This window comes from Paraburkholderia sp. UCT31 (assembly GCF_014397655.1).
GTDB lineage: Bacteria > Pseudomonadota > Gammaproteobacteria > Burkholderiales > Burkholderiaceae > Paraburkholderia > Paraburkholderia tuberum.
The window spans coordinates 1-26,307 of sequence record NZ_VZQP01000060.1; the positions used below are offsets into that span (position 1 = coordinate 1).

Sequence of the window (26,307 nt, forward strand, 5' to 3'; positions counted from 1 at the left end):
CCGCCGGTCCGGAACCGAAGCCGCAACCGAAGCCGCAACCCGCGCCGGTGCTGAAGGAGGCCTCCCCCGACGCCGCGCTGCAACTGCTCGGCCTGCTGCAGCGCGACGCGCGCTTCATCGATTTTGTCGAGGAAGACATCAAGGCCTATAGCGACGCCGACATCGGCGCGGCCGCGCGCCTCGTGCACGAAGGCTGCCGCGCGACGCTGCGCGAGCACTTCACGATCCGCCCGGTGCGCGACGAAGCCGAAGGCAGCCGCGTGACGCTGCCCGCAGGCTTCGACGCGAGCTCGGTCCGTTTGACCGGCAACGTGGTCGGCAGTGCGCCGTTCAACGGCAGCATCAGCCATCGCGGCTGGCGCGTCGAGGATGTGCGTCTGCCGAAGCTGGCGGACGGTCATAACGCAAAAGTCATCGCACCGGCGGAGGTGGAGCTATGAGCGACGCACGCTATTCGATCGGCATCGATCTCGGCACCACGCACTGCGCGTTGTCCTACGTGGACACGCACGCGAGCGACGGCGAGAAAACCACCCAGGACGTGCTGTCGATCGCCCAGCTCACGGGCCCCGGCGCAATCGATAATCTGCCGCTGCTGCCCTCTTTCCTGTACCTGCCGCATCCCGACGAACTGGCCTCCGGCGACCTCTACCTGCCGTGGACCGGCCAGCGCGAATTCGCGGTTGGCGAATTCGCGCGCAGCCGCGGCGCCGGCACCCCGATCCGGCTCGTGTCGAGCGCGAAAAGCTGGCTGTGCCATCCGGGCGTCGACCGGCGCGCGGGCATTCTGCCGAACGACGCGCCGCCCGAAGTCGCGCGCGTGTCGCCGCTGGAAAGCTCGGTGCGCTACCTGACGCACCTGCGCGAGGCGTGGGACCACGCGCATCCGGACGCGCCGTTCGGCGAGCAGGACGTCACCGTGACGATCCCCGCCTCGTTCGACCCCGCGGCGCGCGAGCTGACGGCGGAGGCCGCCGAGGCCGCCGGCTTCACGCGCATGACGCTGCTCGAAGAGCCGCAGGCGGCGCTCTATAGCTGGATCCAGAAGAGCGGCGGCGCGTGGCGCAAGCAGGTCAAGATCGGCGACATCATCCTCGTCGTCGACGTCGGCGGCGGCACGACCGACCTGTCGCTGATCGCGGTAATCGAGCGCGACGGCAATCTCGAACTGCATCGCGTCGCGGTCGGCGATCACATCCTGCTCGGCGGCGACAACATGGACCTCGCGCTCGCGCACGTGGTCGCGCGCAAGCTCGCCGCGCAGGGCACCCAGGCCGACGCGTGGCAACTGCGCGCGCTCACCTACGCGTGCCGCGCGGCGAAGGAAACGCTGCTCAGCGACCCCGCCACCGACACCGTGCCGCTCGTCGTGCCGAGCCGCGGCTCGAAGCTGATCGGCGGCTCGATCCGCACCGAGCTGACGCGCGCCGAACTGACACAGACGATCCTCGACGGCTTCTTCCCGCAGATCGACAGCGCCGCGCGTCCGGTGAGCCGCGCGCGGGTCGGTCTGACGCAGCTCGGCCTGCCGTATGCGCAGGACGCGGGCATCACGCGGCATCTGGCGGCGTTCCTCGGGCGTCAGGTCGGCGCGCTGGCGGAACTCGAAGGGCTGCGCGAGCATGTCGCGCCCAACGCGAGCTTCCTGCATCCGACCGCGGTGCTGTTCAACGGCGGCGTGTTCAAGTCGGCGCTGCTGGTCGAACGGATCATGGGCACGCTGAACGGCTGGCTCGCGACCGAAGGCGCGGCGCCGGCCCGTCTGCTCGAAGGTGCGGACCTCGATCTGGCGGTCGCGCGCGGCGCGGCCTACTACGGCTACGTGCGGCGCGGCCGCGGCGTGCGGATTCGCGGCGGCACCGCGCGCGCGTACTACATCGCGATCGAATCGGCGATGCCGGCCGTGCCCGGGCTCGAGCCGCCGGTGCAGGCGCTGTGCGTCGCGCCGTTCGGCATGGAAGAAGGCACCGACGCCGAGCTGCCCGCGCAGGAGTTCGGGCTGGTCGTCGGCGAGCCCGTGCATTTCCGCTTCTTCGGCTCGTCGGTGCGTCGTCAGGATCAGGTCGGCACGCTGCTCGATTACTGGGGCCCCGAGGAGTTGCAGGAACTCGAGGAAATCCAGGCGACGCTGCCGGCGGCCGGCCGCACCGCCGGCGAGGTCGTGCCGGTGAAGCTGCACGCCCGCGTGACCGAAGCGGGCACGCTCGAACTCGAAGCGATCCCGCGCGGCTCCGACGAGCGCTGGAAAGTCGAATTCGACGTGCGCGGCAACGCGAATGCGTGATTGACATGAAGCGGTACAGCGTCGGCATCGATCTCGGCACCAGCAACACGGTGCTCGCGTACGCGCAAGCCGGATCGCAGCAGATTCGTGTGTTCGAGATCGAGCAACTCGTGAGCCCCGGCGAAGTCGCCGCGCGGCCGCTGTTGCCGTCGGTGCGCTATCAGGCGGCCGACGGAGAACTGAGCGCGGCCGATCTGCAGTTGCCGTGGTCCGGTGCGCGTGCGGCGTCGGGCCTCGGCAAGGACGCGGCGCAGCCGGTCGTGGTCGGCCGGCTCGCGCGGCTGCTCGGCGCGCAGGTGCCGGGGCGGCTCGTCGCCAGCGCGAAAAGCTGGCTGTCGCACGCGTCGGTCGATCGCGTCGCGCCGATCCTGCCGTGGGGCGCGCCCGACGACGTGCGCAAGATTTCGCCGCTCGACGCGAGCGCGAGCTACCTCGCGCACGTGCGCGCCGCATGGAACCAGCACTTTCCGAAGGCGCCGCTCGAACAGCAGGACGTCGTGCTGACGGTGCCCGCATCGTTCGACGAAGGCGCGCGCGCGTTGACCGTCGAAGCGGCGCGGCTCGCGGGGCTGCCGTCGCTGCGGCTACTCGAAGAGCCGCAGGCCGCGTTCTACGACTGGCTGTTCCGCCATCGCGACACGCTTCCCGGCGAGTTGGCGGACACCCGGCTCGTGCTGATCTGCGACGTCGGCGGCGGCACCACCGATCTGACGCTGATCGAAGTCGGCCTGTCCGACGACGGCGAGCCGCGCCTGACGCGCGTCGGTGTCGGCAATCATCTGATGCTCGGCGGCGACAACATGGACCTCGCGCTCGCGCATCTGGTCGAGGCGCGGCTGTTGGGTGGTGCCGGCGGCGCTGCGCAGGCGCCGCAACGGCTATCGGCGGCGAGCCTGTCGCAGCTGGTCGAGCGATGCCGCGTCGCGAAGGAGCAATTGCTCGGCGCGCAGGCGCCCGAGTCGGCGCCGGTCACCTTGCTCGGCGCGGGCTCGAAGCTGATCGGCGGCGCGCGCACGACGCAGGTCACGCGCGACGAGGTCGAGAAGATCATCGTCGATGGTTTCTTGCCGCGGGTGGCCGCCGATGAGCGTCCGGGCCGGCCGCGCGGCGCGATCGTCGAATTCGGCCTGCCGTACGCGACCGATGCGGCGATCACGCGGCATATCGCGGCATTTCTCGAACGCTTCGCCGCGCAGTCGCGCAAGGCCCTGGGCGCGGATTCCAGCACGCCGGACGCATCCGGCACAGCCGCCCTGCCCGTTCCCGACACGCTGCTGCTCAACGGCGGCGTGTTCCGCGCCGACGCGCTGTCGCGGCGTCTGGCCGACACGCTCGGCGGGTGGCGCGGCGCGCCGCTCAACGTGCTGCACAACGACAACCCCGACGTCGCGGTCGCGCGCGGCGCGGTCGCCTATACGCTCGCGCGCGCGGGCTTCGCGCCGAAAATCGGCGGCGGTTCGCCGCGCAGCTATTTTCTGGTGCTCGACGAAACGCCGGCCGGCAAAGACGACGCCGAGCCGGACGCGGCGCTGGCGCAACGCGGCATCTGCCTGCTGCCGCGCGGCACCGAGGAAGGTCACGAGATTCTGATCGCGGACCGCACGTTCGCGCTGCGGCTCGGGCATCCGGTGCGCTTTCACCTGGTGTCGTCGAGCGCGGACACCGCCTATCAGCCCGGCGAACTGGTCGACCTCGCGGGCGGCGACTTCGTGCGTCTGCCGCCGATCGCGACGATCGTCCAGCCACGCGACGGCCATCGCGCTCGCGAAACCGCCGTGCGCATCGCGACGTCGCTGACCGAGGTCGGCACGCTCGACGTCCATTGCATCGAGCTCGACGAGCCATCGCAACGCTGGCTGCTCGAATTCCAGCTGCGCCACGCCGACGCGCAAATGGATCTATCCGCCGAGGGCGCACCGCAACGCCACCCGGCGCTCGATCGCGCGATCGAACTGATCGACCGTTGCTTCGGCGCCCGCGCGCAAAACGTCGACCCGAAGGAGATCAAACGACTGCGCGCGCAGCTCGAACATCTGCTCGGCCCGCGCGACAGCTGGAACAGCGGATTGCTGCGCGAACTGTTCGGCGCGCTGTGGGAGCGCGCGCGCCGCCGCCGCCGCTCGGCCGATCACGAACGGCTGTGGCTGAATCTGGCCGGCTATTGCGTGCGGCCCGGCTTCGGTTATCCGCTCGACGAATGGCGCGTCGAGCAACTGTGGACGCTGTTCGACGATGGCATCCAGTACGTGACCGACAGCCAGGTATGGTCGGAATGGTGGACGCTGTGGCGCCGCGCGGCCGGCGGCCTCGGCGCAGATGCGCAGCTGCGCGTGCTCGACGCGATGGACTATCTGCAGAAGGCCGCGCAATCGCGTCACAAGCTGCCGTTCGATGTCGCGAAGACCGGCTTCGCCGATATGGTGCGCCTGTGCGCATCGCTCGAACGGATTCCGGCCGAACGCAAGATCGAACTCGGCGAGGCGGTGCTTGCTCGCCTGAAAAAGCCAGCGGAAAACCATCAAAGCTGGTGGGCGGTCGGACGGATCGGCGCGCGCCAGCCGTTTTACGGCAGCGCGCATAGCGTCGTGCCGCCCGAGGTCGCCGCGCAATGGCTCGATGCGATCCTCGCGCTCGACTGGAAGAAGGTCGACCCCGCCGCCTTCGCGGCGGTCCAGATCGCCCGCATGACCGGCGACCGCTCGCGCGATCTGCCCGACGCGCTGCGCGCGAGCGTCGTGCGACGCCTCGAAGCGGCGAGCGCGCCGCGCGCCTGGGTCACGATGGTCGGCGAAGTCGTCGCGCTCGATAACGCCGACGAAGGTCGCGTGTTCGGCGAATCGCTGCCGGTCGGGTTGAAGCTGATCGGCGGCTAAAGCGTTTTGCGCGGCGCGAAGCTCAGCACCGCTCGCGCGGCATCCAGATGCACAGCAACGCGCACCTAGGCGGATACCTGTGTGCGCATTGCTTCAGCACGCGCCGCTCAATTCGGCACGTTCACGGCGCCATTCGTTGCGGAAATCGCATTGACACCCGGGGTCGCCGCGATCGCCGGCAGGTTGGCCGTGGTCAGCGCCGGTGCGGCTCCCGGCACGCCGCCGCGCGGTATCGTGTGGATCACCTGCGACGGCGGCATCGGCGACACCGCCGGCGTCACGCCGGCTGCGCCAGCCGCGCTGGTGGTGCCGAAGCTGAAGTCGCACAGGTTGTCGGCGACACTTGCGCGCGCATACGCATTCGCATAGGTCATGGCGACGGCCGGCACCGCCTGCGAGTCCCACATCGGCGCGTGCAGCAGGTCCGAGTCGGTCTGATAGCCGTTCTGATGCAGCAGCGCGAGCGCATTGGTGGCCTGCGTCACCGTATCCGTTCCCGCGATCACGCCGGCCGCCGCGAGCGACGCGCCGCCGTTGCTGACCGACGCGGCGATCGTCGTGATGCTGCCGCTCGCATAGCGCACCGTGCGCGTCGAGCCATTCAACGCGCCGTACGAATCGTTGAGCGCCCAATACGCAAACTGGATCGCCTTACCCAACTTGTTGCCGACCCCGCTCCATCTGGTTCGCCAGAACGAGATGCTTCGGATACCGATGCATCGCTAGCGTGCATTGACCTCTCTGTGGAGTCAATCCACGGTCATACCCTTACATAACGAGCATCAGGATTCGGGCGAAACAGCCGGCCGGCTAGTCGGAATCGGCCATGCGGGTGAACCCGTCGTCGCTCCAGTCTTCGGAGCCGACACCGTGGCGAACGAAGAAAACTCCGTGCGGGTCGTAACGCTGCTTGATCGACAGCAAACGTGCATAGTTGGCCCCCCAATACGCCGCTTGCCAGTCCTTCTGGAAATAGCTGCTCTCGGCGACGTATGCGCCACCGGCCGTTGCGACTTTCCCGAGTTCGTTGATGGCCAATCCGATGAGCTTCGCATCTCGCTGTGCCTTCGAAACATCGGGCTCGTGACCTGTCAGTCCGTCGAATGCCGGTGGCCCCTCGCTCGCGACGATTGCCAATGCGAACGACTCCGCCACGACTGGATTGACTGGGGTTTGCAGGCCGGCGGCAATGACATCGGCAGGGGCGCCGGCGAGCCCTTTCTGAAAATGAAGTTCGACAAGCCAGTAGCGCGTAGCGCCCATCAGCGCGTCGACGAGTTCGGGTTGGCGCTCGCGCGCCAGCATTGCTGCAGGCAACCACAGCGAGTCGAAGCCGTGGATCACATGACCGGCCTCGGCGAGATTCGACGCCCAGAAGAAATTGGCATCTGGCGCGCCGGGTCGGTCATCGAAGACGACCAACCCGGGCACGAACCGCGCGAGCGCCGTGCCGTCCCAGCGCAACCGCCCCGGACCGGCGACGATCGAGGGCGCGGCCATCATGGTCAGGTCGTCCTGCAAGCCAATCCAGTCCCAGAACGGCTTCCAGAGCGTTGCGACCTCTTCCTTGCCGAGTCCCTGAAAGCTCATGTCGATGCGCAGGCGTTTGCCGGGCAGCAGCGTTGCGAGTTCACCCCAGTGGCGATTGCATAGGCTGTCGGCGTAAAAGGCGACGAAGCGGCCCAGCAACCGTTTGTAGGCGACATCCGAGCGGGCCACGACTGCGCAGGATACGAGGCCAAACACGGCCGGCAGTTCGTGCGTGCGCAAAGTCAGACGGCTGACGACGCCGAAGGTACCGCCACCCCCACCTTTCAAGGCCCAGAAGAGATCCGGTTCTCTTCGGGCGTTGACAACCCTGACCGCACCGTCCGCCGTAACGACCTCCGCTTCGAGCAGTGAAGCAGATGCAATGCCGAACTGTTTGGAGTGCGTTCCAAAACCTCCGCCTTGAATCAGTCCCGCGACTCCCACTGTTCCACAACCGCCGCCCTGTACATACCGACCCACGCCGCCGGTAACGGCTTCATAGGTATGCATCCAGATCGCGCCTGCCCCGACACTGACCGCGGGTCCGGGTGGAATGACCCCGTCACATCCGCTCGGAACGAAAGCATCGTGATTCCTGATTTCGTTCATGGCGCGCGTCCATATCATCAAGGAATCCGGCGCGTTCGAGGTGCCGAGATAGGAATGGCCCCCGCCGCGCACGACGACGCGAAGATTGCGTTCACGCGCGAAGTTGACGGCCGCCGCCACATGTTCGCCCCGTCTCGCGGCGACCACGTAGGCACTGGGTTCGGCTTTCCACGCGCCGACCCACTCGCAGGTTTGTGTCAGAACGGGACTGTCGCCGATGAAGTACGGATTTTTGAGTTCACGGAAGAGTGCAAGGCATTCGGCGTTGTCGGGAGATTCACGACAGAGCTCGAGTGGTGACTCCGGTCGGATCAGGTAGCCATCCACCTGCTGTTTCAGTCGCGCCCAGTCCGAAGGCGTGGGCCATCCCGATTCGCCCGGTCGTACGCGTCGCGGGGTCTGCGCAGCGCGAGCGTCATCGAGCCGAAGCAACGGCCAGATGGAGGCGAACAGCGGGACGGCCGCAAGCCACCTGATCAGATCACGGCGCGTCACCATGGCGCTTCTCCACGCTGAATTCAGATGCCCGCTTCCCTCACGCTCCGCCCTGCTTGCGCATCTGCCCGATAGCGCGAGCGCGTGCAGCCTCGGCCTCGCGGACGAGCCGGTACGCAACGTAATATTTGAAGACATTGCGCACGTACGTCGTTGGCTCGATACCGATTTTCTCGGCGACTACGATTTCGACATTGTTGAACCACTTGTTAGGATCGAGACCGCGCGCCGCCGCTTCCTTGCGCATTCTGGCGATCTTTGCGGGACCTGCGTTGTAGCTTGCGAATGCGAACAGCGAGCGGTCCCTTTCGGAGAAGTGAGCATCGGGAAAGTAACGGGCCATCAGCACATCGAGATATTTCGCTCCCGCATGTATGTTGGACTCCGCCACCCTGATGTCGCCAACCGCAAGTTCCTTCCCCGTGGCTGGCATCAACTGCATGATCCCGATTGCGCCAACGTGACTGCGGGCGCTCTGGTTCAGCTGGGATTCCTGAAAGCCCTGAGCCGCAAGCAAAAGCGGATCGAAGCGGTACTGCGCACCGTATTTTTCGAAAAGACTGACCGTCTGCCCGAACCGCTTCAGCTCCGCTGACTCCGTATTGTTGGAGATCTGCTTGATGCGCTTCATTTCCTGCTGCAGACGGACTTCCGCGACACTCTGCCTCTTCACGTAATTCAGGTAGAAGTCGTTGATCGCGTCCCGCAGTTTGGGGCTCTTGAAGCGCACCGCCCAGCCGATGTAGCCTGCGTCGCGCACCGAAATATCGTTATGCACGACGATTCCAGCCAGTACCGGCGCCCATACCTTTGCCTTCCAGTCGTCCACGACGAGGATCTGGAGCAGCCCGACATTGAGCATCTCCATTGCGTCCTCGTCCTCGAGCGCGTCGGGCAGCGGCACGAGTTTCACCGGAGCTTTGCCTTCCTTGCGAAAACGCGCGTTCAACGCGTTCAGGCTCTCGTAATAGCTGCTGCTGGGCCGCACATGGACCGTCTTACCGCTGAGATCGTCGAGCTTCGCGAGGGCCGGCGACTTCGGCCCGGTCACGACCACTTCGCGTACTGCTGTCCGGTCACGCGGCGCCACGAAGTCGACCTGCTTCAGGCGGACCTCCGTGACCGTCAGATTGCCCGCGGCGATGTCGCCGCGGCCCGCTATCAGCCCCGGGAGCAACTGGTCGCGAGTCGTCGGAATGATGACCAGGGTGAGCGGACGCTTGCCGAGCGTCGCCTGGTACTTCTTGTTCACATAACGCTCGAAGTCCCGCATGAGACCGGCGGTCAGCCCACGTTCGTGACCTTGCTCATTCAGATAGAGCGTTCGACTGTAAGGAACCAGCACGCGGATCAGATGCCGGTCGAGCATGGCGTCGAAATCGCCCGTGAACGGTTGATTGCCGAGATCGATACGGCGCGCTGCGGGAGCCGACGCCGCGGCGGTTGGGGATGCCGGGAGGGCCGACGAGGCGGCCGGCTGCGCGGCGACACTTTGGGCGGCGACGCACGCCGCGGGGCCGACGATCATGCCTGAGCAGAACGCCGCGATGTACAGCAACGTTTGAATGATGCGCATCGTAAAACACCCTGCTGTCGCACCCGGCGACTGCGTCGACGTTCACTACGCGCATCCATATTGCCACGCTGGCAACGGCTGAAAATGGGACGATGGTCCTATAAGCAATGCGCCATGACTGAAGATAGAGCCATACCGACGCAATCGCCAACGCCCGCTACGCCAGCGTCACGCGATTTCGTCCTTGATGCTTCGAGCGATACAACGCACGGTCAGCGCTCGCGAAACCGTCGCGATGCGCGGGTCGCGACAGGTCGCTGATACGCGTGAGCGACGCGCCAATGCTGAGCGTCACCACCCCAAGCGGCGACGCGCGATGCTCGATCGCGAGGTCCGCCACGCGCTGGCGCAGCGTTTCGAGCGTGTCTTCGAGCATCGATGGTTGCGCTTCGAGCACCAGCATTCCGAACTCCTCGCCGCCCATGCGCCCGACCACGATGCGCTCGCTGTCGGCGGCGGCCTGCATCACGGAGGCAACCAGACTCAGACAGTGATCGCCGGCCTGATGACCGTAGGTGTCGTTGTACTGCTTGAACCAGTCGACGTCGACGACCACCGAGCCCATCACGTCGCCGTCGCGCGCCTCCTTCCAGCGGCGCGCGATGGTTTCGAGCAGGAAGCGCCGGTTGTACAACTGGGTGAGCGGATCGATCGCGGTGGCCGTGCGCATCTTCAGATCGTTTTCGATCATCGCGCGCAGGTGGTAAAACACGCCGCGCCGGCCCGCGTCGAGCCGGCCCGGCGCCGGATCCATCGCGCACAGCGCGCCGACGATCTCGCCGTTCGGCGCGCGCAATGCGATCGCCGCGTAAAAGCGCACGAACGGATGACGCTTGACGAGCATGCATTCGCCGAAGCGGCTGTCGCTGTGCGCATCCTCGATCACGAACAGGTCGGCGTCGCGCACCGCGTAGTCGGCGAGCGAGCGCGCACGCGTGACGAGCGGCATCGCCATGCCGACCTCGGCGCGATAGTGCTGATACTCCTCGTCGAGCAGCACGATCGCGGTAATTGCCGCGCCGGTCACGCTCTTCAGAATCTCCGCCGCATGCGTGAAGCACTCGCGCATCACCTGGTCGTCGTGCAACAGCCACTCGATGACCGAAGACTCGACCTCGGGTTCGCCGGCGGCGGTCGAGTCGACTGGCATCCGGCTGGCGAGGCGGTCGTTACTGTAAGCGAGTTGCACGGAAGGGTTCCAGAATGGGCTTAGCTTATGTCAACGGCATAGGCACGCGAAACTTGAGCACAGAATGTGGGATCGCGCCCAAGCGCCGGAGCGCATCCGGGAGCCCCAAAGAAAATGGGCCGGCTCTCGCGAGCCGGCCCATCGATCGATGCGACGTTCAGGTAATCAGACGCGCCGCTTTACTCCTTGTCGCCCTTCACCTGCGGCAGCGCCGACGTCTCGTTCGACGACAGCAGGCCCACCTGCGAGTAGATGCGCAGCTTGTCGCGCGTGTCGGTGATGTCGAGGTTACGCATCGTCAGCTGGCCGATGCGATCGCGCGGCGAGAACGTCGATGCGACCTTTTCCATCGACAGACGCTCGGGCTGATACGTGAGGTTCGGCGACTTCGTGCTGAGGATCGAGTAGTCGTTGCCGCGGCGCAGCTCGACGGTCACTTCGCCGGTGATCGCGCGCGCGACCCAGCGTTGCGCGGTTTCGCGCAGCATGATCGCCTGCGGATCGAACCAGCGGCCCTGGTACAGCAGACGGCCGAGGCGGCGGCCGTTCTCGCGGAACTGCTCGATCGTGTCTTCGTTGTGGATGCCGGTGACGAGACGCTCGTAAGCGATGTTGAGCAGCGCGAGGCCCGGGGCTTCATAGATGCCGCGGCTCTTCGCCTCGATGATGCGGTTTTCGATCTGATCGCTCATGCCGAGACCGTGACGGCCGCCGATCCGGTTCGCTTCGAGCAGCAGCTCGACCGCGTTCGGGAACGTCTGGCCGTTCAGCGCGACCGGCTGGCCTTCCTCGAAGCGGACCGTCACTTCTTCCTTCGCGATCTGCACGTCGTCGCGCCAGAACGCGACGCCCATGATCGGGTTGACGATCTTGATGCCGGATTCGAGGCTTTCGAGATCCTTCGCTTCGTGCGTCGCGCCGAGCAGGTTCGAGTCGGTCGAATACGCCTTTTCGGCCGACATCTTGTAGTCGAAGCCCGACTGGCGCATGAACTCGGACATTTCAGAACGACCGCCGAGTTCGTCGATGAACAGCTGGTCGAGCCACGGCTTGTAGATCTTCAGGTCCGGGTTCACGAGCAGACCGTAGCGGTAGAAACGCTCGATGTCGTTGCCCTTGTACGTGCTGCCGTCGCCCCAGATGTTGACGCCGTCTTCCTTCATCGCGGCGACCAGCATCGTGCCGGTCACGGCGCGGCCGATCGGCGTCGTGTTGAAGTAGGTGACGCCCGCCGTCGAGATATGAAACGCGCCGCACTGCAGCGCCGCGATGCCTTCCGCGACCAGCTGCGCGCGGCAGTCGATCAGGCGCGCGCCTTCGGCGCCATATTGCGTGGCGCGACGCGGGATCGAATCGTAATCGTCTTCGTCGGGCTGACCGAGGTTGGCCGTGTAGGCGTACGGCACGGCGCCCTTCTTGCGCATCCAGTGCAGCGCGGCGCTAGTGTCGAGGCCGCCGGAAAACGCGATACCGACCTTCTGGCCGATCGGAAGACTTTCAAGGATTGTACTCATAAGCAGTAGCGTTAAACTCGACGTACGGGGAGATTTTGGGGGTAACAGCTGAGTATCGGGCAAGCCTGGCGATCAGGCAAGTTACGCGGGAGTATACCGTGAACCGCCGTCCGGCCTTGGATTTTGCCGGTCGGCGCGGCCTCGCGCCGCAATCTCGCCGCGCCGAATTTCCGGATTAATTCACGCTGTATTTGCCGTAACGGGGGCGGATTTATTATCGTCTAAGGGTAGCATCGCGGGTTGCGTCGACGCACCGGCCGTTCACCCCTTTCATCCCGTTCATTCCCCTTGCCCGCCGCCCATGACCACGACCACCCCGCGCCACGCGACGAACGCCTCGCTGGTCACCCACGTGCGGCTCGCCGACGGCAAGCGCGCCGAGGTGTCGATCGTCGATGGCCGGATCGCCGCGCTCGGCGCCGCTCTGCCGCGCGAGCCCGGTGTGCCGGTCGAGGACGGCGGCGACGCGCTGCTGCTGCCCGGTTTCGTCGAAGGGCATACGCATCTGGACAAGACCAACTGGGGCTTGCGCTGGTATCGCAACGAAGTCGGGCCGAAGCTGATCGATCGCATCGAAAACGAGCGCCGCTGGCGCGCCGAAAGCGGCACCGCCGCGCACGCATGCGCCACGCCGTCCGCTACAACAAAGACGTTTTTTGGACTCGAATGATCAATCTTTTTCAGGCCATGCAGGCCTTCGTCAAGGTGGCCGATGTCGGCAGCTTCGCGCAGGCCGCCGGGCAACTGAACGTGTCGACGTCGGTCGTCACGCGTCATGTGTCGAGCCTCGAACAGCATCTCGGCATTCGCCTGTTTCAGCGCACCACGCGCAAGGTCGTGCTCACCGAGGCCGGCGCGCAATACGCGGACGGTTGCCGCGTGCTGCTCGCCGAACTGGAGGAAGTGGAGTCGCGCGCGACCACGGCCTCGCGCGACGTGGCCGGCGACCTGCGCATCGTTGCGCTCGGCAGTTTTTCGCTGTTTCGGCTAACGCCGCTGTTCGCCGAATATCAGGCGCGCTTTCCGCAAGTCAACCTGCGCGTCACGCTGACGGAAAAACGGGTCGATCTGCTCGAAGGCGGCTTCGATGTCGGCATCGTGACCGAGCATATGATCCGCTCGGAGTCGCTGGTGGCGCGGCGTCTGATCAACTCGCACGCGGTGCCGGTGGCAGCGGGCGCGTATCTCGCGCAGGCCGGTCATCCGCAAACGCCGGCCGAACTGGACGGGCATCGGCTGATTGCCGCGCCGTTCGACACGACCGGCCCGATGTGGATCTTCCGCAAGGGTGACGGCGATGCCGAAAGCGCGAGCGAGGACGGCGACGACAGCGGCGAGAGCATCGCGATCGATGCATCGTTCACGGTCAACAGCATGATCATGCAGAAGCAGGCCGCGCTGGGCGCGATGGGCATCGCGCTGCTGCCGCTCGAAATGGTCGAGGACGAGTTGCGCGCCGGCACGCTGGTGCGCGTGCTCGACGGCTATGCGGTGCTCAATGGCGACGTGGCCGTGTCGCTGGTGTATCCGAGCCGCGAGTTCGTGCCGCGCAAGGTGCGCGAGTTCATCGATCTCGCGGTCGGATTCTTCAAGTGACGCTTCAAGGCCGTTCGCCGCGCGCGAGCCGCGCTTCGATGTCGTACACGACCGGCATCAGATCCGCGACGCTATCGATCACGTAATGCGCGCCCGCCGCCTTCAGCCTGGCCATCGCGGCGTTGCGGCGCGCGGCGAATTCGTCGGCCGGCAACGCCTTCACCTCCGCCTCGCTCATGCCGAACGCGTTGCCGCTCACCGCGACACCGACCGCCCACGTGCCGGCGTTGATGCCTTCTTCGATACCGACCTCGGTGTCGTCGACCTTGATCGCCTCTTTCGCGCGCCACACGCCGAGCTGCGGCAGCGTCCGGTAGATCATGTACGGTGACGGCCGCCCTTCCGGCGTATCGCCGGTGCACACGATGCTGTCCGGCGCAAAGCCCTGCGCGGCCGCGCCCGGTACGATTTCGTCGATGATCTCGCGGGTATAGCCGGTCGTCGTGCCGATGCGGATATCGTTCTGACGCAAGGCGCTCGCGACTTCGGCGACGCCCGGGATCACCGCGCTGTAGCTCGCCGCGACCGCGATGTTCTTCGGCACGAACACGTCGTACACGGCGTCGATATCGGCGTCGGTCGGCGTATGGCCATGGCGCTCGGCCCAAGCCTGCGCCACGCGCGGCAGCGCCATCAGCGCCGCGATGTGCGGCCGCTTGGCCATGCCCATCGGGCCGCGCGCTTCGTCGATCGTGATCGGTACGCCGAACTGCTCGAAGGTCTCGACGAAGGCGCCCATCGGCGCGCGTGAACCGTAGTCGACCACCGTGCCGGCCCAATCGAAAATCACTGCCTTCACGTATTTCATCTGCTTGACTCCCCAGGAATCCGAATGTATCGGGTTTGCTGTCGCGGCTCAGGCCGCCTGCGCGAGCGCCTTGCGTTCGTCGAGCGCGACGGGCGGCGGCCCCGCGTGCGTGACGCCCATCGTGCGCAGCGCTTGCGCGCAGGCATCGACCACGCGTCGCATCACCTGCTCGTCGACCTGACCGATGCAGCCGATGCGGAAACTGTCGACCACCGTCAGCTTGCCCGGATAGATGATGAAGCCCTGCTCCTTCATCAGTTCATAGAAACGCGCGAACTCGAACGACGGATGCGCCGGCGAAAAAAACGTCACGATGATCGGCGAGCGCCAGCGCCCGTTGAGCAGCGGCTCGAAGCCAAGCTCGTGCATGCCGGCCACCAGCACGTCGCGATTGTTGGCGTAGCGCGCGAGCCGCGCGGGCTGCCCGCCTTCGAGCTGGTAGAGACGCAGCGCCTCGAGGAACGCGGCCACCGTATGCGTGGGCGGCGTGAAGCGCCACTGGCCCGTGCGATCCATCACGTCCCATTGATCGTAGAGATCGAGCGCGAGCGAATGGCTGCGGCCTTTCGCCTCGCGCAGGGCGCTCTTGCGCGCGATCACGAAGCCGAAACCCGGCACGCCCTCGATGCACTTGTTCGCCGACGACACGAACGCCTCGCACGCGATCTGCCGCACGTCGAGCGGCACCGCGCCGAAGGCGCTCATCGAATCGATCAGCAGTTTGCGGCCATGCCTCGCGACCGCGGCTGCAATCTCATCGAGCGGATTGAGGATGCCCGAGCTCGTTTCGCAATGGATCGCGACCACGTGCGTGATCGATGGATCGGCGGCAAGCATGCGCTCGACTTCGAGGCCGCGCGGCGGCAGGTAGTCGCCCTTGTCGAGCAGTGTGCAGGCGCGGCCGAGATAGCCCAGCGTGATCGCTGCGCGCTTGCCGTACGCGCCGTTCGCGAGCACGAGCGCGTGGCCGTCGCGCGGAATCAGGCTGCCGAGCATCGCTTCGACGCAGTAGCTGCCGCTGCCCTGCAGCGGCACGCAGTCGTAGTCGCCCGCGGCGTCGCCGGCGATCTCCAGCAGGCTCGCGCGCAACTCGGCGGTCATCGCGCGGAAGTCGCCGTCCCACGAGCCCCAGTCGCGCAGCATTGCCTGTTTCGTCGATAGTGCCGTGGTCAGCGGGCCCGGCGTCAGCAGATAAGGCTCGCCGCCAGCCGGCGCGGCGCAGGGTGTGGTGCAACGGGTCGATGTTGCCGCGGCTGCCACGGCCAATGTCGCCGCCGAACCGCCGATCGCGCTTTCCATGTCCGCAACTCCGATATCGCTATGTCGATAGCTCACACGATACAGAAGCGTTGTCCATCGGTAAAATCGATATAATCGATGACGGTATCGCAAAAACTTATTTGCTGGCGAGGCACACGTGCAATACGCGCAATTGCGGGCGTTCCATGCGGTCGCGGAACATGGCGGCTTTTCGAAAGCGGCGCAGGCGTTGTCGCTGACGCAGCCGGCGGTGTCGGATCACGTGCGGCGGCTCGAACAGGATTACGGCGTCAAGCTGTTCGAGCGCGGGCCGCGCGGCGTGGAGACGACTGAGCTCGGGCTGCGCCTGTTCAGCGTGACACGGCATATGCTCAGTTGCGAGCGGGAGGCGCGCCAACTGCTCGAATCAGCGGGCGGGCTGGAGTCGGGTTCGTTATCGCTCGCGGCCGATGCCCCCGATCTCGCCGTCGCGCTGATCGGCGCGTTTCGCCAGCGGCACCCGGGCATCGTCGTCACGCTGTCGATCGCCAATGCGGCAGAGTGCATGCAGCGCGTGCTGTCGAGCGCGGTCGACGCGGCGATCACGGCCGCGCCGCAGGTGCATAGCCGCTTGCAGTCGCGCGTGTTGCGGCGCGATCCGCTGGTCGCGATGGTGCCGGCGAGCTACCCGGCCGCGAAGAAGCGCCGGCTGAGTTACGCGGAGCTCGTCGAACAGCCGATGATCTTCCGCGAGCCGCAATCGGTCACCCAACAACTGCTCGAAATCGAGCTCGTGCGCGAGTCGTTGCAAGTCGAGCCGGTCATGTACGTGGATGGCCGCGAGGCGCTGGAGGAAGCGGTCGCGCAGGGAATCGGCGTCGGCGTCATTGCGCGCGCAGAGTTCAACGAGTCGCGGCGGATCCGGATGGTGCCGCTGCTCGATTGCCGCGTGCAGATGATCGAATCGCTGACGCGGCTCGCCGAGCGGCCGGGTTCGAATCTGCTCGACGCGTTTTTTGCGGTGGAGTTGCCGGGAGCCGAAACAGAGGTCTTGGGGGGCGATGTTCAACGCGCGTAGCTCGCGCGCCGTCGCTGCAAGGAGCGGCGTGGCCTTCATGCTGCCGGCCCCGCCGCCCGCGAGCGCGCTCGAATTGTTCCGCGGGTTGCCGCGAGCGTTGGCAACCCCTTCAGACTTAACGCGAGCCGCCGCTCGCGATCAGGCTCTCGCCCGTCAACCAGCGCGCGTCATCCGACGCGAGGAACGCGACGACATCCGCGATATCGTCGGGTTGGCCGATACGGCCGAGCGGCGTCGTGCTGATCGCCCACGTTTCGAAGTCCGAGCCGATCACGCCGGCGGTGTGGGTGCCCTCGGTCTCGACCATGCCCGGATTCACCGAATTCACGCGGATCTTGCGCGGTCCGAGTTCCTTCGCGAGCACGCCGGTGATCGCATCGACCGCGCCCTTGGTGGCCGTGTATACCGCGGTGGTCGCCGGCGTGATGCGGGTCACGACCGAGCTCACGTTGACGATGCTGCCGCCGTCGCCCAGATGCCTGGCCGCCGCCTGCGTCACGAGCAGCAGCCCGAGCACGTTGACATCGAAGTGCTTATGGAAGTGCGCTTCGGTGATCTCTTCGAGCGCCGCGAATTCATAGACACCCGAGTTGTTGACGAGAACGTCGAGCCGCCCGTACGTTTCGATCGCCGTATCGATGATGCCGTTCGCGTCCGCGGCCTTCGACACGTCACCGCCAACCGCGACCGCCTTGCCGCCCGCCGCCGTGATATCGGCGACCACCTTGTCGGCGCCCGCGCGGCTCGACGCATAGTTCACCACGACCGACGCGCCTTGCGCCGCCAATGCCTTCGCAATCGCCGCTCCGATGCCTTTCGATGCACCCGTTACAACCGCTACCTTGCCCGTGAGCTTGCTCATCATCGTGTCCTTTCAATGGTTCGCGCCGGCATGCCTCGCGAGGAGCCGCGGGGTCCACGCCAATAAAAGCCGGAAATGCAGTGGCGCTGTCACTCGTCGTTAATTTAGGCATGGCGCGAGGCCGGATAAAGCGGCTCGAGACGAATTGATACGCCGCTTCCGACGAACAATCGATTCGCATCAGACCTCGATGGCCCCGTTTACGCGTGGCTTACGACGATTGATGCTGTTTGGCTTGCGCCGCGGCGTCGGCGTCGCGCAAGCGCGCGCTGACCGAGCTGCCGCAACCAGCGTGCCGAGTACGATGCCCGCCAGCATCGGCCCTAAGCGTTCGACGAGCGCGCGCACGCCCGATCCCGCAAACAGCTGCCACTCGTTGGTGACGAACGACGGCAACAGCATGCGCGAGCTGAATGCGCTGCCGCGCGCGGAAAAGGCGCTCGTGCGTCATCTGGCCGGTATTTAGCGGCGCTGTTGCTATCATTCGTTGCCCTCGCGCAGCGCCGCGGCGGCAGCACCGTACCGCAACCGGCAGCACCCAACGCGCAGCAGACCAACGCAACACCAATCGCCGACGCATCACACCTCAGAGGCATGCATGGAATTTCGCCAACTTCGCTACTTCATCGCGGTCGCCGAGGAAATGAACATCACGCGGGCGGCCAATCGTCTGCATATGACACAGCCGCCGCTGTCGCGGCAGATCCAGCAGATCGAGGAAAGTATCGGCCTGCCGCTGTTCGAGCGCGGCTCGCGGCCGTTGCGGCTCACCGAAGCCGGCCGCATTTTCTACACGCAGGCGAAACGTCTGATCGATGAAGCCGATGAGCTCGCGCCGCTCACGCGCCGGCTCGCGCAACTCGCGGAACGCATCGTGATCGGTTTCGTACCGTCGACGCTGTATGGCGCGCTGCCCGCGGTGATCCGCTCGTTTCGCGAGGCCGCGCCGCACATCGAGCTGTCGCTGATCGAGATGTTCACGATCGAGCAGTTGGCCGCGCTCAAAGGTGGCCGCATCGACGTCGGTTTCGGCCGGCTGCGCTTCGACGATGCGCAACTCGCGCGCGAAGTGCTGGTCGAGGAACGGATGATCGCCGCGTTGCCGCAGGACCATCCACTCGCGCGGCAAAAGAAGCCGCTGACGCTTGCCGCGCTCGCCGAGGAAACGCTGATCGTCTATCCGAGCACGCCGCGGCCGAGCTATGCGGACCAGCAGATCTCGGCAATGCACGATCAGGCGCTGGAGCCGAAAGCGATCCATGAAGTGCGGGAGTTGCAGACCGCGCTAGGGCTGGTCGCCGCGCAGGTCGGCGTGTGTCTCGTGCCGGAGAGCGTCGAGGGCTTGCGCGCGCATGGCGTCGCGTACCGGCCGATTCCGTCGGCAAGCGCCGCGTCGCCGATCATCATGAGCCGGCGCCTGCAGGACGAATCGCCGGCGACGCTGCTGATGTGCTCGCTCGCGCGGCAGTTGTTCAAGCGCGTTTGAGCGCCGCGTGCGTGAGCACGGCGACGCGGCGCCGCGCGCCCGGTCAATAGAGCGAACCGTCGACGGCAAAGCCGCCCCGCACAGGCGACAATGCCTTCACCCGGCTTCCCGCACGGAGTCTTCATGAAAGCGCAGCGTCCGCGGCCTCCGCACTTTCCCGCCGAACCTACGCGCGCCGAATGGCGCGAGCACCTGCTGCCCTACTTCATCACAGCGCTGCTGATCGCGTTCGCGATCGTGCTGATCGTCTGGATCGCCAATCCGGCGCCGCCGCGCACGATCACGATCAGCGCCGGCCCGCGCGACAGCTCGTTCGTCGTCACCGCGAACCAGTACCGCAAGATCCTCGCCCGCAACGGCATCCGCCTGAACGTGCTCGAATCCGAAGGTTCCGTGCAGAACCTGCAGCGGCTGCTGGATCCGAAGCAGCACGTCGATATCGCTCTCGTGCAGGGCGGGGTGGCCGAAGGGCTCGATACTTCGTCGCTGGTGTCGCTCGGCAGCGTGTTCTATGTGCCGATCGTCGTGTTCTATCGCGGCGCGGCGCTCACGCAACTGGCGCAGCTCGAAGGCAAGCGGATCGCGGTCGGCCGCGAAGGCAGCGGCACGCGGCTGCTCGCGCTGCAACTGCTCGCGGCGAACGGCATCGAGCCCGGCGGCGCCACGACGCTAGTGCCGAGCGACGGCCTGCAGGCCGCCACGCAGCTGGTTGCCGGCGAGGTCGACGCGGCGATTCTGAGCGGCGATTCGGCCACGCGCGGCCTGATGCTGCGGCTGTTGCGCGTACCCGGCATCTCGGTGATGAATTTCGACGAAGCGAGCGCCTATACACGCGTCTTTCCGTTTCTCGACCAGATCGACTTGCCGCCCGGCGTGCTCGATCTGAAGCGGCGCATTCCGCCCGAGACCGTCCACCTGATTAGTCCGACGGTCGAACTCGTCGCGCGCAGCACGCTGCATCCGGCGATTTCGGACCTATTGATCGAGGCGGCGCAGGAAGTGCACGGCGCCGCGGGCCTGTTGCAGCACGCCGGCCAGTTCCCGAACCCGGTCGAGCACGAATATCCGATCAGCGAAGACGCGCAGCGCTATTACCGGACCGGCAAGGGCTTTTTGTATCGGACGCTGCCTTTCTGGCTCGCGAGCATCGGCGATCGTACGCTCGTCCTGCTATTGCCGGTCGCCGTGCTGCTGTTGCCCGCCATGCGCGTGATTCCGGCGCTGTACCGGTGGCGGGTGCGCTCGCGCATCTATCGTTATTACGGTTCGCTGATCGCGATCGAGCGGCACGCGCTCGCCGGCGCAACCGACGAGGAGCGCACGCAGCTACTGGGGCAACTGGACGAGATCGAGGCGGCGCTGAGCCACCTGCGCATGCCGCTCGCGTATGCGGATGCGTTTTACGTGCTGCGCGAGCATGTGGGATTCGTGCGCAGCCGGTTGACGGCTGCGCCGCCCGTCATGGCCTCGTGATCGAGGCCATGACGGGCTGTGCCAAGGTTAGGCTTGGGAGGGGGGCGAGGCGGGAGCGGTGGCTTGCGGTTCGTGTTGCGCGCTGGTCTGCGCCTGGGTGTCCGCGCTCCCGGCGGCATCCGCCGCTACGGCTTCCGGCGACGCAGCAGCGACATCCGCTTGGCGGGCCGCTTGTTCCGCGACTGCCGCTACCGCTGCTTCGGCATGTGACGCTTCAGCGGCCGCGCCCTCGGCCGGTGTACCTGCATCGGTCGGCGCATTCGCGCTTGCCGTCGCGGTGGCGGCCTTCTGCGCGCCCTTCGCCGCGCGATGCGCGAGCAGGCGCTGAGCACCCGCCGCTTCCTGCACCGTGACCTTGCCGGCTTCGACGCCCGCCAGGTCCACGCGCGCCGCGCCTTCGACGAGGCTCTTCCAGTAGCGCCCGCCACGGCACCACGTCTTGATCGCGTCGCGCAGTTCGGCTTCGCTCAGCGACAGTTCCTTCGCATGCACGACGAGGTCTTCGAAAATGCCGATCTTCAGCGGCAGCTTCGGGGCCGGATTCTTCGGGAAAGCGACCGGGAAACGTTTTTGCAGACGACCGATCGAGCGCACCACCGGGTCCACCGGCTTGGCGTCCACCGCCGGCTTGGCGGGCGCGGTGTGGCGCGCCGGCTGCGGGCCGCCGGCTCGCGTGCCCGGCTTGCCGTCCGGGCGAGCGCCGGCCTTTGCGGCCGGCTTCGCGCCGGGCCGGCCACCGGGCTTCGTGCCCGGATTGGCGCCACGCTCGGCATGTGAACCAGGATGTGCCCCTGAACTTGAAGCGGGCTTGCCGGCGGACTTCGAAGCGGGGCGCGTGGCCGATTTGCGATCGGCCTTGCCGGCGGACTCTGCGGCGGCGCGCGCCGCGGCCAGTTGCTTCTTCAGTTCAGCGAGTTGTTCGAAACCCATAGTGCACAACCAATCTGTCGATCTGTAAAAATGAGATTGTAGCAGCGTGCGCCTACGTGCTTGTGACAACCCGAGCCGCATTGACGATCGTCAATTCGCGGCCGTGACGGGCGCGTCGGCGGCGGGCGCGCGCAGCCCTGTGACCGACACCCGCAAACCGGGCGCCCCGACATTGTTGCTCAGCGACAGGCCGAGCTGATGCCGCTCGGCGATCCGCGCGACGATCGCGAGACCGAGCCCGCTGCCCTCGCCCTTCGACTCCTCGCCGCGATAGAAAGGGTCGAACACGCGTTCGAGTTCCGCCTCGGGAATTCCCGAGCCGCTGTCGACGACCTCGAAGCCCACGCGCTCGCCCGTGCGTCGCAGCACCACGTCGACACGGCCGCCCGGCGGCGTATGACGGATTGCGTTATTGATCAGGTTCCCTAACAACACGCTGATACTGTGCGGCTCCGCGAGCACCGTATAGGCGTCGTTCGGTGTGAGCGCGTGTTCGCATTCGAGGCCGAGATCGATCTCGCGCAACTCCGCGAGCACGGAACAATCGCTGACCGCCTGCTCGCCGATGCGGCGCAAGCTGACCGGCACCGTCGACGTGACCGGCTGCGCGTCTTCGCGCGCGAGCGTCAGCAGTTGCTGCACGAGGTGGATGATCCGGTTCACCCGCTGTTCGACGCGCTCGAGCGTCTGCCCCTCGCCTCTCAGCGATCCATCGCGCGACGCCGCCTGCAGTTGCAGCTTCAGCGCCGCGAGCGGCGAGCGCAGCTCGTGCGCGGCATCGGCGATGAACGTGCGCTGCGCCTGCGACGCCGTATGCAACCGTTGCAGCAGATCGTTCAGCGCTTCGACGAGCGGCCGGATTTCGACCGGCAGGTTGCCGTCGAGCCGCAGCGGTTCGAGCGAATCGATCGAACGCGTCGCGAGCGCGCGCGACAGTCCGCCGATCGGCGCGAGCCCGTGCGCGACCACCAGCAGCACCAGCGCGATCGTCACCGGCAGCAGCACGCCGAGCGGCCACAGCGTGTGCAGCGCGAGCTGCAACGCGAGTTCTTCGCGCACCGAGACCGGTTGCGCGACCTGCACGTAGCGGTCTGTCTGCGCGACGCCGAAGATGCGCCAGTGGTATTCGCCGCGCGGCACTGTGTGAAAGCCCGGGGGCAGACGCTCGAACACCGGCGCCTGCGCGGAGCGATAGACGAGCGTACCGCCGCGGTCCCAGATTTCGATGACGATGCGGTCGTCGGCGAGATCGCCGAGGTCGGGTTCCCGCCGCTCGCGGCTGCCCGCGCCGCTCAGCGCCGACGGCAGCGACAGCGCGACGGTGCGCAGTTCGTAGTCGAACAGCTCGCTCGCCTCGCGCCGCGCGGTATGGAAGATCGCGAAAGCCGCGACCATCGACGCCGCCGCCATGCCGAAGATCAGCCAGCCGAGCAGCCAGCGGCGAATCGACGTCATCCGCACCTCTTCAGGCGGTAGCCGACCCCGCGCACGGTCACCACCTGATCCGCGCCGATCTTGCGCCGCAGACTGTGCACATGCACTTCGATCGTATTGCTGCCGACTTCCTCGCCCCAGCCGTACAGCTTTTCTTCGAGCTCGGCCTTCGTGAACACGCGGGTCGGCTCCTCGATCAGTGCCTGCAGCAACGCGAATTCGCGCGGCACCAGCGGCAACGGCACGCCGTCCTTGGTGACTTCATGCGCGGCGGGGTCGAGCGTCAGTTCGCCGTGACTGTAGACCGGCTGCTTCTGGCCGGTGCGTCGGCGCAGCAGCGCGCGAATGCGCGCGGCCAGTTCGTCGAGATCGAACGGCTTGATCAGGTAGTCGTCGGCGCCGGCATCGAGACCGCGGATGCGTTCGTCGACCGCGTCGCGCGCGGTCAGGATGATCACGGGCGCCGCGCCGCCGTTGCGGCGATACGCGTTCAGCACGTCGATGCCGTCTTTTTTCGGCAGGCCGAGGTCGAGCAGCACGAGGTCGTACACGCCGTTATCGAGCGACAGTTCCGCCGCGCGGCCGTCCTCGGCCCAGTCGATCGCGTAGCCGGCGCGGCGCATCGCGCCCAGCACCGATTCCGCGATCATGTCGTCGTCTTCGACCAGTAGCAGGCGCATGGCCTCTCCTCTCCTTGGTGCGGTTTTGGCCGCCGCATTATCGGCCGTCGCAGCTTAACGAACCCTTACGGGTGCGGACGACGCGTCGATTTCGCACGGCCCGGCTCGCGCGCAAGCGCTACGAACTCTCGCGCGCCAATTGCAGCAGACCGAAGCCGCGCTGCCCGGCATCGAGTTGAACATCTCCGCGATGATGGGCATGACGATGATCATCGGCATCGTGACCGAGGTCGCGATCTTCTATGTGTCGGAATTGCAGGCGCTGGTGCGCGACGACGAGATGCCCTTCGACGACGCGTTGCAGGCCGCCGGCCGCAACCGTCTGCGGCCGATCGCGATGACGACGATCGCCGCGATCCTCGCGCTGTTGCCGCTCGCGTTCGCGCTGGGGCAAGGCTCGGCGATGCAGCAACCGCTCGCGATCGCGATCATTTCGGGACTGATCGTGCAGTTGCCGCTCGTGCTGTTGCTGCTGCCGGCGTTGCTGAAGCTGTTGATGAAAAAGCAGCCGCTGTGAGCGTGGCCAAAGTTTTCCGCGTTTCGCGAAGCATGGCGCTACGCAAGCACATCCGCGAACCCGCCGAGCCGCCCCCCAAGCGCGCGGATCGCGGCGGCCACCCGTGGCGACAGCAGCGCCTGCAACTCGTCGGCATGCCGGTAGTCGTGCATGCCGTCGCTCAGCGCGTCGCCGGCCAGCGCCGGATGACAGTAGATTTCGCCGACACCATGCGGTAGATTCGCGAGCGCGGCGAGCCAGGTCGCCTCATCCATGCGCCCGCTCGCCGCGATGCCGACCACGTAGTCGTTGTGCGCGATCCCCGCGCGCTCGAGCCGCGTCTTCACGTGCGCGATCCACGGCCGCAGCCACAGCGGCGCGTTCGCTTCGAACGGCAGACGCATCGCCTTCATGCCGTAGTCGCGGCCGATGTCGAGGATCAGGCCGAGCACGGTCGGATGCAGATGAAAATGCTTGTGTGTGTTCACGTGGTCGAGCGTAAGGCCGGTCGCGGCGAAGGCTTCGAATTGCGCGCGAATTTCGTGCGCGAGCTGCCGGCGCACGTGCGGCAGAAAAAAGAAGCGCACGCCGTCACGCACCATGTTGCTGCCGAAGCGGCCATTCTCGTCGAGCAGCGCGGCGACCTGCTCGCGCGGCGCCAGCGCGGCGCCGTCGGCCAGCACCAGATGCAGGCCCACGCGCAGTTCCGGCAGCATACGCGCGCGCGCGACCGCGTCTTTGGCGGCCGGCGCGCCGACCATCAGACTCGCGGCGCGCAGCACACCGTTGCGATGCGCGCGCTCGACCGCGATATTGACGCGCTGATGCAGACCAAAATCGTCGGCGGTGATGATCAGTCCGCGCGACCGGGTGGGTTTTGCGCTGTCCATCACGTGAGGCTGTCCAGCCGGCCGCTGCGCTCGGCGGACGGCGTGCCGAGCTGCATGCGCTCGCCGCGCCACACGACGTGCGAACCGAACGCGCTGACGAGCCACTGGAGCGCGAGCAGCGCATCGCGCAACGGCACCAGCGGCAGATCGCGCCAGAACGTGCGCGCGCGGCGTGCCGCGCGCAGGTGCAGCAGCAGGCGCGCGCCAACGCAGACCGCGGTGGCCGACGCGCTCGCGACCACCGCCGCGAAAGGCGCGTGAGCACACGTCGCGAGCGACACGGTCAGCCCCGCGCTCGTCAACAGCCACGGCGTGGGGAAGGTGATCAGCAGCGACACGAAGCCCGGCGGATTGACCGAGCGGATCGTGCGCAGCCAGCGCGTTTCGCGCTGCCACAGCGCCGCGAAGGTCGGCTCGATCACGTCGGTCGCGACCATCACGCGCGACAGCACCGTTTGCAGACCGAGCGCGCGCACGTGCTCGGCGAGCCAGTAGTCGTCGGCGAGGCAGTTTTTCAGCGCTTCGAAGCCGCCGATGCGCTCCAGCGTCGCGCGCCGCAACGCGAGCGTCGCGCCGAAGCCGAAGCGGCGCGAGCCGATCGCATGGGCGACCCGCACCGAGGGTGCGAACCACTCGTTGATGAACAGCGCACCGACACGCGGCCAGAAACCGCCGACGCCGCGCGCGACGTACAGGCACGTGACCACGCCGACGTTCGGGTCCGCGAGCGGCGCGGCGACGCTGTCGAGATAGTCCGAGTCGACCGCGATGTCGCTGTCGGCGATCACGATCATGTCGTGGCGCGCGCGTGCCGCCATGTTGATCAGGTTGCTGACTTTCAGATTGCTGCCGTGTATGCGTGTGTCGATTGCAAGCTCGATGTCGCGCTTCGGATAGGCGGCCTGCAAACGGCGCACCACCGCGATGGCGGGATCGTGCGGCGACGACACGCCCAACACCAGCTGAAAATGCTGATGTCGCTGTTCGCAGAAGGTTCGCAGATTTTCGTAGAGACGCGGCTCGGCGCCGCACAGCGGCTTCAGCACGCTGACACCAACCTGCGCGAACGGCCCGGTTGGACAATCGAGCGAATCCATCAGCGAACGGCTGAGGGCGCGATTGACGGCCCTGCCCCCATGATGGTTCGATTTATGTCGGGCGGTGAAAAACGGCATGGCGAGCGCGGCGGCTACCGTGTAGATCGAGGCGCTAACGCAGGCGGCTAACAGAAGCCATTGACATGCCATCAACGCGTGCGCCGCCAT

20 protein-coding genes and 3 pseudogenes are annotated in these 26,307 nt (G+C 66.6%); 10 read left to right on the forward strand and 13 right to left on the reverse strand.

Annotated features, from left to right (window positions below):
* The 3 genes from F6X40_RS34310 to F6X40_RS34320 form a co-directional block, all read left to right on the forward strand.
* Positions 1 to 440, forward strand: a 440-nt coding sequence (locus F6X40_RS34310; protein WP_187630906.1) for a DUF2760 domain-containing protein, incomplete at its 5' end; no start/stop codon positions are given.
* Positions 437 to 2,284 (forward strand): Hsp70 family protein, encoded by a 1,848-nt coding sequence (locus F6X40_RS34315; protein ID WP_187630907.1) that lies wholly within the window; start codon positions 437 to 439, stop codon positions 2,282 to 2,284. The genes F6X40_RS34310 and F6X40_RS34315, both read left to right, overlap by 4 nt.
* 5 nt (positions 2,285 to 2,289) lie before the next feature.
* Positions 2,290 to 5,157, forward strand: coding sequence for an Hsp70 family protein (locus F6X40_RS34320; RefSeq protein WP_222946248.1), 2,868 nt, complete (start codon positions 2,290 to 2,292; stop codon positions 5,155 to 5,157).
* A gap of 107 nt (positions 5,158 to 5,264) precedes the next feature.
* Here the strand turns inward: F6X40_RS34320 and F6X40_RS34325 are convergent.
* The 5 genes and pseudogenes from F6X40_RS34325 to argG all read right to left on the reverse strand — a co-directional run.
* A pseudogene (locus F6X40_RS34325) lies at positions 5,265 to 5,825 on the reverse strand (3-hydroxybutyrate oligomer hydrolase family protein); the annotation flags it as partial.
* Between the two features lie 142 nt (positions 5,826 to 5,967).
* On the reverse strand, positions 5,968 to 7,623 hold the full coding sequence (locus F6X40_RS34330) for an FAD-binding oxidoreductase (protein WP_316251869.1): 1,656 nt from the start codon (positions 7,621 to 7,623) through the stop codon (positions 5,968 to 5,970).
* 208 nt (positions 7,624 to 7,831) lie between these two features.
* On the reverse strand, positions 7,832 to 9,367 hold the full coding sequence (locus F6X40_RS34335; RefSeq protein WP_187630910.1) for a transglycosylase SLT domain-containing protein: 1,536 nt from the start codon (positions 9,365 to 9,367) through the stop codon (positions 7,832 to 7,834).
* A gap of 157 nt (positions 9,368 to 9,524) precedes the next feature.
* Positions 9,525 to 10,556, reverse strand: coding sequence for a diguanylate cyclase domain-containing protein (locus tag F6X40_RS34340; protein WP_316251870.1), 1,032 nt, complete (start codon positions 10,554 to 10,556; stop codon positions 9,525 to 9,527).
* Positions 10,557 to 10,735: 179 nt separating this feature from the next.
* Positions 10,736 to 12,070: an argininosuccinate synthase gene (gene argG / locus F6X40_RS34345; protein ID WP_184065847.1), complete on the reverse strand. Its 1,335-nt coding sequence runs from the start codon at positions 12,068 to 12,070 to the stop codon at positions 10,736 to 10,738.
* 301 nt (positions 12,071 to 12,371) lie between these two features.
* Between argG and F6X40_RS34350 the strand changes: the two are divergent.
* A pseudogene (locus F6X40_RS34350) lies at positions 12,372 to 12,692 on the forward strand (cytosine deaminase); the annotation flags it as partial.
* 44 nt (positions 12,693 to 12,736) lie between these two features.
* On the forward strand, positions 12,737 to 13,666 hold the full coding sequence (locus tag F6X40_RS34355) for a LysR family transcriptional regulator (RefSeq protein WP_090805804.1): 930 nt from the start codon (positions 12,737 to 12,739) through the stop codon (positions 13,664 to 13,666).
* Positions 13,667 to 13,670: 4 nt separating this feature from the next.
* Here F6X40_RS34355 and phnX read toward each other — a convergent pair whose 3' ends face one another.
* Together phnX and F6X40_RS34365 are read right to left on the reverse strand one after the other, a co-directional pair.
* Positions 13,671 to 14,474 (reverse strand): phosphonoacetaldehyde hydrolase, encoded by an 804-nt coding sequence (gene phnX / locus F6X40_RS34360; protein ID WP_184065853.1) that lies wholly within the window; start codon positions 14,472 to 14,474, stop codon positions 13,671 to 13,673.
* A gap of 48 nt (positions 14,475 to 14,522) precedes the next feature.
* Complete coding sequence (locus F6X40_RS34365; RefSeq protein ID WP_222946249.1) at positions 14,523 to 15,773, reverse strand: 2-aminoethylphosphonate--pyruvate transaminase; 1,251 nt, start codon at positions 15,771 to 15,773, stop codon at positions 14,523 to 14,525.
* 118 nt (positions 15,774 to 15,891) lie between these two features.
* Here F6X40_RS34365 and F6X40_RS34370 point away from each other — a divergent pair, with 118 nt between their 5' ends.
* Entirely contained in the window at positions 15,892 to 16,791 is a 900-nt protein-coding gene (locus tag F6X40_RS34370) for a LysR substrate-binding domain-containing protein (protein WP_187630911.1), read from the forward strand.
* A gap of 115 nt (positions 16,792 to 16,906) precedes the next feature.
* Here the strand turns inward: F6X40_RS34370 and F6X40_RS34375 are convergent, their stop codons facing one another.
* The gene (locus tag F6X40_RS34375) at positions 16,907 to 17,653 is read right to left on the reverse strand and encodes a glucose 1-dehydrogenase (protein ID WP_187630932.1); all 747 of its coding nucleotides are present in this window, start codon (positions 17,651 to 17,653) and stop codon (positions 16,907 to 16,909) included.
* 223 nt (positions 17,654 to 17,876) lie between these two features.
* Between F6X40_RS34375 and F6X40_RS34380 the strand changes: the two genes are divergently transcribed.
* From F6X40_RS34380 to F6X40_RS34390, 3 genes are all read left to right on the forward strand, one after another.
* The gene (locus F6X40_RS34380; RefSeq protein ID WP_187630933.1) at positions 17,877 to 18,119 is read left to right on the forward strand and encodes a hypothetical protein; all 243 of its coding nucleotides are present in this window, start codon (positions 17,877 to 17,879) and stop codon (positions 18,117 to 18,119) included.
* Positions 18,120 to 18,251: 132 nt separating this feature from the next.
* The gene (locus F6X40_RS34385; protein ID WP_187630912.1) at positions 18,252 to 19,139 is read left to right on the forward strand and encodes a LysR family transcriptional regulator; all 888 of its coding nucleotides are present in this window, start codon (positions 18,252 to 18,254) and stop codon (positions 19,137 to 19,139) included.
* Positions 19,140 to 19,262: 123 nt separating this feature from the next.
* Positions 19,263 to 20,612, forward strand: a complete 1,350-nt coding sequence (locus tag F6X40_RS34390; protein WP_184022767.1) for a TAXI family TRAP transporter solute-binding subunit — start codon at positions 19,263 to 19,265, stop codon at positions 20,610 to 20,612.
* A gap of 27 nt (positions 20,613 to 20,639) precedes the next feature.
* On the opposite strand, the gene F6X40_RS34395 is transcribed toward F6X40_RS34390, so the two are convergent.
* The 3 genes from F6X40_RS34395 to F6X40_RS34405 all read right to left on the reverse strand — a co-directional run bounded on the left by F6X40_RS34395 (position 20,640) and on the right by F6X40_RS34405 (position 23,656).
* Positions 20,640 to 21,542 carry a ProQ/FinO family protein gene (locus F6X40_RS34395; protein ID WP_187630913.1) on the reverse strand — a complete coding sequence of 301 codons (903 nt, stop codon included), beginning with the start codon at positions 21,540 to 21,542 and terminating at the stop codon, positions 20,640 to 20,642.
* Between the two features lie 90 nt (positions 21,543 to 21,632).
* A complete protein-coding gene (locus F6X40_RS34400; protein WP_187630914.1) occupies positions 21,633 to 22,997 on the reverse strand; it encodes an ATP-binding protein in 1,365 nt (454 codons plus the stop codon).
* Positions 22,994 to 23,656 carry a response regulator gene (locus F6X40_RS34405; RefSeq protein ID WP_018417800.1) on the reverse strand — a complete coding sequence of 221 codons (663 nt, stop codon included), beginning with the start codon at positions 23,654 to 23,656 and terminating at the stop codon, positions 22,994 to 22,996. Before F6X40_RS34405 ends, F6X40_RS34400 begins: the two co-directional genes overlap by 4 nt.
* 160 nt (positions 23,657 to 23,816) lie before the next feature.
* On the opposite strand from F6X40_RS34405, the pseudogene F6X40_RS34410 reads away from it, so the two are divergent.
* Positions 23,817 to 24,173, forward strand: a pseudogene (locus F6X40_RS34410) (efflux RND transporter permease subunit); the annotation flags it as partial.
* 38 nt (positions 24,174 to 24,211) lie between these two features.
* Here F6X40_RS34410 and hpnK read toward each other — a convergent pair.
* Together hpnK and hpnI are read right to left on the reverse strand one after the other, a co-directional pair.
* On the reverse strand, positions 24,212 to 25,042 hold the full coding sequence (hpnK, locus tag F6X40_RS34415; RefSeq protein WP_187630915.1) for a hopanoid biosynthesis-associated protein HpnK: 831 nt from the start codon (positions 25,040 to 25,042) through the stop codon (positions 24,212 to 24,214).
* Positions 25,042 to 26,307 (reverse strand): bacteriohopanetetrol glucosamine biosynthesis glycosyltransferase HpnI, encoded by a 1,266-nt coding sequence (gene hpnI, locus F6X40_RS34420; RefSeq protein WP_187630916.1) that lies wholly within the window; start codon positions 26,305 to 26,307, stop codon positions 25,042 to 25,044. Before hpnI ends, hpnK begins: the two co-directional genes overlap by 1 nt.

What these genes read in the sequence shown, in the direction of transcription:
- F6X40_RS34315 (WP_187630907.1), top strand. Translation starts at nt 437, where the DNA reads ATGAGCGACGCACGCTATTCGATCGGCATCGATCTCGGCACCACGCAC.
- F6X40_RS34320 (WP_222946248.1), top strand. Translation starts at nt 2,290, where the DNA reads ATGAAGCGGTACAGCGTCGGCATCGATCTCGGCACCAGCAACACGGTG.
- F6X40_RS34335 (WP_187630910.1), bottom strand. Translation starts at nt 9,367, where the DNA reads ATGCGCATCATTCAAACGTTGCTGTACATCGCGGCGTTCTGCTCAGGC.
- argG (WP_184065847.1), bottom strand. Translation starts at nt 12,070, where the DNA reads ATGAGTACAATCCTTGAAAGTCTTCCGATCGGCCAGAAGGTCGGTATC.
- F6X40_RS34355 (WP_090805804.1), top strand. Translation starts at nt 12,737, where the DNA reads ATGATCAATCTTTTTCAGGCCATGCAGGCCTTCGTCAAGGTGGCCGAT.
- phnX (WP_184065853.1), bottom strand. Translation starts at nt 14,474, where the DNA reads ATGAAATACGTGAAGGCAGTGATTTTCGATTGGGCCGGCACGGTGGTC.
- F6X40_RS34365 (WP_222946249.1), bottom strand. Translation starts at nt 15,773, where the DNA reads ATGGAAAGCGCGATCGGCGGTTCGGCGGCGACATTGGCCGTGGCAGCC.
- F6X40_RS34375 (WP_187630932.1), bottom strand. Translation starts at nt 17,653, where the DNA reads ATGAGCAAGCTCACGGGCAAGGTAGCGGTTGTAACGGGTGCATCGAAA.
- F6X40_RS34380 (WP_187630933.1), top strand. Translation starts at nt 17,877, where the DNA reads ATGCTGTTTGGCTTGCGCCGCGGCGTCGGCGTCGCGCAAGCGCGCGCT.
- F6X40_RS34385 (WP_187630912.1), top strand. Translation starts at nt 18,252, where the DNA reads ATGGAATTTCGCCAACTTCGCTACTTCATCGCGGTCGCCGAGGAAATG.
- F6X40_RS34390 (WP_184022767.1), top strand. Translation starts at nt 19,263, where the DNA reads ATGAAAGCGCAGCGTCCGCGGCCTCCGCACTTTCCCGCCGAACCTACG.
- F6X40_RS34395 (WP_187630913.1), bottom strand. Translation starts at nt 21,542, where the DNA reads ATGGGTTTCGAACAACTCGCTGAACTGAAGAAGCAACTGGCCGCGGCG.
- F6X40_RS34400 (WP_187630914.1), bottom strand. Translation starts at nt 22,997, where the DNA reads ATGACGTCGATTCGCCGCTGGCTGCTCGGCTGGCTGATCTTCGGCATG.
- F6X40_RS34405 (WP_018417800.1), bottom strand. Translation starts at nt 23,656, where the DNA reads ATGCGCCTGCTACTGGTCGAAGACGACGACATGATCGCGGAATCGGTG.
- hpnK (WP_187630915.1), bottom strand. Translation starts at nt 25,042, where the DNA reads ATGGACAGCGCAAAACCCACCCGGTCGCGCGGACTGATCATCACCGCC.
- hpnI (WP_187630916.1), bottom strand. Translation starts at nt 26,307, where the DNA reads ATGGCGGCGCACGCGTTGATGGCATGTCAATGGCTTCTGTTAGCCGCC.